This is a genomic window from Dietzia sp. SYD-A1, assembly GCF_015356725.1.
GTDB lineage: Bacteria > Actinomycetota > Actinomycetes > Mycobacteriales > Mycobacteriaceae > Dietzia.
This window is the reverse complement of record NZ_JADDKI010000026.1, coordinates 1-4,186: the sequence shown is the minus strand read 5'-3', so window position 1 is coordinate 4,186 and position 4,186 is coordinate 1. Positions and strand designations below refer to the sequence as shown.

Here is a 4,186-nt window from a genome sequence, read left to right as displayed (position 1 = left end):
GGGTGGACGTGCTGTGCGTCGGGGAACTCCCGACCCCGGCCGTCGCCCATCTGACGGCCTGGCACGGTGCGGCGCTCGGGGCGGTCATCTCGGCCTCGCACAACGCGATGCCCGACAACGGCATCAAATTCTTCGCCGCCGGCGGGCACAAGCTAGGTGACCACCTGGAGGACCGCATCGAGGATGCGCTCGCCGAGGGGAGGATCACCGGACCCACCGGGGCGGAGGTCGGCCGGATCTCACGTGCGCCGTCGGAGGACGCCCTGGACGGATACGTCCGGCACCTGCTCGACGCGACGCCGGGACGGCTGGACGGCCTCCGGGTGGTGGTCGACTGCGCCAACGGGGCGGCGAGTGTGGCGGCGCCGCGCGCCTACCGTGATGCGGGGGCGACCGTGATCGAGCTCCACTCAAGCCCCGACGGGTACAACATCAACGACGGGTGCGGCTCCACACACCTGGACGACGTGCGCGCGGCCGTCCTCGAGCACGGCGCGGATCTCGGCCTCGCGCACGACGGCGACGCGGATCGTTGCCTGGCCGTGGACGCCTCCGGTGAGGTCGTCGACGGTGACCGGATCATGGCGATCCTCGCGCTGGCGATGCGGGACGCCGGAGAACTCGTGGAGAACACCCTCGTGGCGACGGTCATGAGCAACCTCGGCCTCAAGGTGGCGATGCAGGCCGCAGGGATCCACGTCACCGAGACAAAGGTGGGGGACCGCTACGTTCTGGAACGCCTTCGTGAGGGCGGGTACAGCCTGGGCGGCGAGCAGTCCGGTCACCTCGTCCTCCCCGCCCACGCGACCACCGGCGACGGGGTTCTCACCGGCCTTCGCATCATGGCCCGGATGGCGGAGACCGGTAGCTCCCTGGCCCAGCTCGCCGGAGTGATGACCGTGCTCCCGCAGATCCTGATCAACGTGCCGGTGGAGAACAAGGCCGCTGTCGTGTCGTCCGCGCTGGTGGGCGACGCTGTGGCCGAGGAAGAGGCACGACTGGGGGCGACGGGCAGGGTACTGCTGCGCCCGTCGGGCACCGAGCAACTGGTCCGCGTCATGGTGGAAGCGGAGGACGCGCACTGCGCCCGCAGGGTGGCCGAGAGGTTGGCGGGACTCGTCACCACCGTCTGACGAGGCCCCGGGACCCCGGCGGGCCCGGGCCTGCCGGGTCATCCGGCGGGCTCAGCTCCCGGTGAAGCTCTTGAAGAGTCGGAGCAGCGGCGGCCCGCCGGCCGTGAGGTCGTCGTCCTCCTCGTCCAGCATCGCGTCGGTCACCGTGACGGTGTCCTTGAGCGTCTCCTCCGGGTCGGCGAACGCCGAGTAGGTCGCATCGCCCGCGAGCGTGTTCAGGAGATAACCCGCCAGCAGCGGGCGCACCGTGCGTTGTGTCCGACGATCCGGGTCCGCGAGCCCGACGTACTTGATCAACGGCGCGCCCTCGACAAGGCCGGTCTCGATGGCCTTCTCGAGACGCCGGTGCACGATCGGACCGCGCCATGCCAGGTGGATCGCCCGCGCGTCCTCGGCGTGCACGCCACCCGAGGCCGACAGCAGCAGGCCCGGCGCATCGATGGTGATCGCCCGATCGGCGGCGGACGGGACGGTCGCGGTGGGGAACGCCATCGCCACTGCGTCGATGTCGGTGCGCTGGGAGGCCAGCAGGGCGCAGACCCCGGCCCCGAGTCCGTGGCCGGCCAGACCGATGCGTCGGGGGTCCGCGCGGACCGTTCCCCGGCCGAGCCTGGCCTGGAGGACGTCCTCGATCGCGGCCGAGAGGTGGTCGGCGAAGTGCTGGTGATTCGGCCGGGGAGACCGGTCGGTCGCGGGCGCCACCACGACGAAACCCCACGAGGCGAGGTGCTTGAGCGTGTCGGTGTAGTCGCGGGGGCCCTTGGTCCAGTCGTGGGCGAAGCCCACCAGCGGGGCGGGCGACGGTGCGTCACTGGGCACGAACACGGCGCCCGGCGTCCCGGTGAAACCGAGGTCGCCCGTATCGACCCCGTAGGGGCCCCGCCGGTTCACCTTGTCGAGCAGTGCTTTGGTCTTGGTGGCCACGAGGGCCACAGTATCGCCTCCGGGGGGTCGACGGTGCCGGGGAGTCGGGTCGGCCGGACTAGACTGATCGGCCATGTGCGGAATCGTCGGATATGTCGGGCACCAGGCTGCCCTCCCTGTCGTGGTCGAGGCCCTGCGGCGGATGGAGTACCGCGGCTACGACTCCTCGGGCGTGGCCGTCCTGGACGGTTCGGGTGGGTCCCGCGTCGAGAAGAAGGAGGGCAAACTCGCCAACCTCGAGGCCGCGTTGGACTCCGCCGGCCGCGACGGTTTCCCGGGGACCACCGGGATCGGTCACACCCGCTGGGCCACCCACGGACGGCCCAGCGACCGCAATGCCCACCCGCACGTCTCCGGCGACGTGGCGATCGTGCACAACGGCATCATCGAGAACTTCGCCCCCCTGCGTGCGGAGTTGGAGGCCGCCGGGGTCGACCTGGTCTCGGACACCGACTCCGAGGTCGCCGCGCATCTGCTGGCGCGGGAGATGGGGTCCGGTCCCCACGCGGGGGACTTCGTCGCCTCGTGCCGGGCCGTTCTGAGCCGCCTCGAGGGGGCGTTCACCCTGGTCTTCAGTCACGCCGCCCACCCGGGAACCCTTGTCGCGGCCCGGCGGTCGACCCCGTTGGTGCTGGGCGTCGGTCAGGGCGAGATGTTCCTCGGTTCGGATGTCGCGGCGTTCATCGAGCACACCCGAGAGGCGGTCGAACTCGGCCAGGACAACGTGGTGGTCCTGCGGGCAGACGGCTACGAGATCACCGATCTCGCCGGTGAGCCAGCCGAAGGACGCCCGTTCCACATCGACTGGGATCTGGCCGCCGCGGAGAAGGGCGGATACGACTACTTCATGCTCAAGGAGATCGCCGAGCAGCCCGCGGCGGTCGCCGACACCCTGCTGGGACACTTCCAGGACGGTCGGATCGTGCTCGACGAGCAGCGGATCAGCGACCAGGACCTGCGGGACATCGACAAGGTCTTCATCGTGGCCTGCGGCAGCGCGTACCACTCCGGGATGGTGGCCAAGTACGCCATCGAGCACTGGACCCGTCTGCCCTGCGAGGTCGAGATCGCCTCGGAGTTCCGCTATCGGGACCCCGTGTTGGACCGGTCCACCCTCGTGGTGGCCATCTCGCAGTCCGGTGAGACCGCCGACACCCTCGAGGCCGTCCGTCACGCCAAGTCCCAGAAGGCCCGCGTACTGGCGGTCTGCAACACCAACGGGTCGCAGATCCCGCGTGAGGCCGACGCCGTGCTCTACACCCACGCCGGCCCGGAGATCGGGGTGGCGTCCACCAAGGCGTACCTCGCCCAGATCACCGCCAACTATCTCGTCGGGCTGGCGTTGGCCCAGGCCCGCGGTACCAAGTACCCCGACGAGGTGGCGGCCGAGTTCCGTCAGCTCGAGCAGATGCCCGTCGCCATCCAGAAGGTGGTCGACTCCCTCGACCCGGTCCGCGAGATCGCCCGGGAGCTCGCCGGGTCGAAGTCGGTGTTGTTCCTCGGCCGCCACGTCGGCTACCCGACCGCCCTCGAGGGAGCGCTCAAGCTCAAGGAATTGGCGTACATGCACGCCGAGGGTTTCCCGGCGGGCGAGCTCAAGCACGGTCCGATCGCGCTGATCGAGGACGACCTGCCCGTGTTCATCGTGATGCCGCCGGTCGAGGGACGCGGGGTCCTGCACTCCAAGCTGGTGAGCAACATCCAGGAGATCCGGGCCCGTGGTGCACGGACCATCGTGATCGCCGAGGAGGGGGACGAGGTGGTGCGACCGCTGTCGGACCACTTCATCCCGATCCCGGCGTCGACCACCCTGCTGCAACCGTTGCTCGCGACGATCCCCTACCAGGCCTTCGCCGCCGAGGTCGCCGCCGCCCGCGGCTACGACGTGGACAAGCCCCGCAATCTCGCCAAATCCGTCACTGTGGAGTGACCCGCCCCCGGGTCCGAGGAAGGACGTGGACATCATGTTGCGCGCGCATCCGGTCGAGGCGATCCGATCCGCGGAGCGCCCGCTCATCGAGGCCGCCGAGGCCGCGGGGGAACCCGACGCCGTGATGCGCGGCGCCGCATCGGGGGTCGCCCACCACACCGCGGCGCTCCTGCGGAGGCGGACCGGAGGGGTCTACGGT

At 70.4% G+C, this 4,186-nt stretch carries 3 protein-coding genes; 2 read left to right on the top strand and 1 reads right to left on the bottom strand.

Annotated features, from left to right (window positions below):
- Nucleotides 1-1,133: phosphoglucosamine mutase (glmM, locus tag IY392_RS01600; RefSeq protein ID WP_194860349.1), on the top strand; the 1,133-nt coding region annotated here is incomplete at its 5' end.
- Nucleotides 1,134-1,184: 51 nt separating this feature from the next.
- Here the strand turns inward: glmM and IY392_RS01595 are convergent.
- Nucleotides 1,185-2,057, bottom strand: a complete 873-nt coding sequence (locus IY392_RS01595; RefSeq protein ID WP_231750486.1) for a dienelactone hydrolase family protein — start codon at nucleotides 2,055-2,057, stop codon at nucleotides 1,185-1,187.
- 73 nt (nucleotides 2,058-2,130) lie between these two features.
- Between IY392_RS01595 and glmS the strand changes: the two genes are divergently transcribed.
- A complete protein-coding gene (gene glmS / locus IY392_RS01590; RefSeq protein WP_107755860.1) occupies nucleotides 2,131-3,987 on the top strand; it encodes a glutamine--fructose-6-phosphate transaminase (isomerizing) in 1,857 nt (618 codons plus the stop codon).
- Nucleotides 3,988-4,186 lie beyond the last annotated feature (199 nt).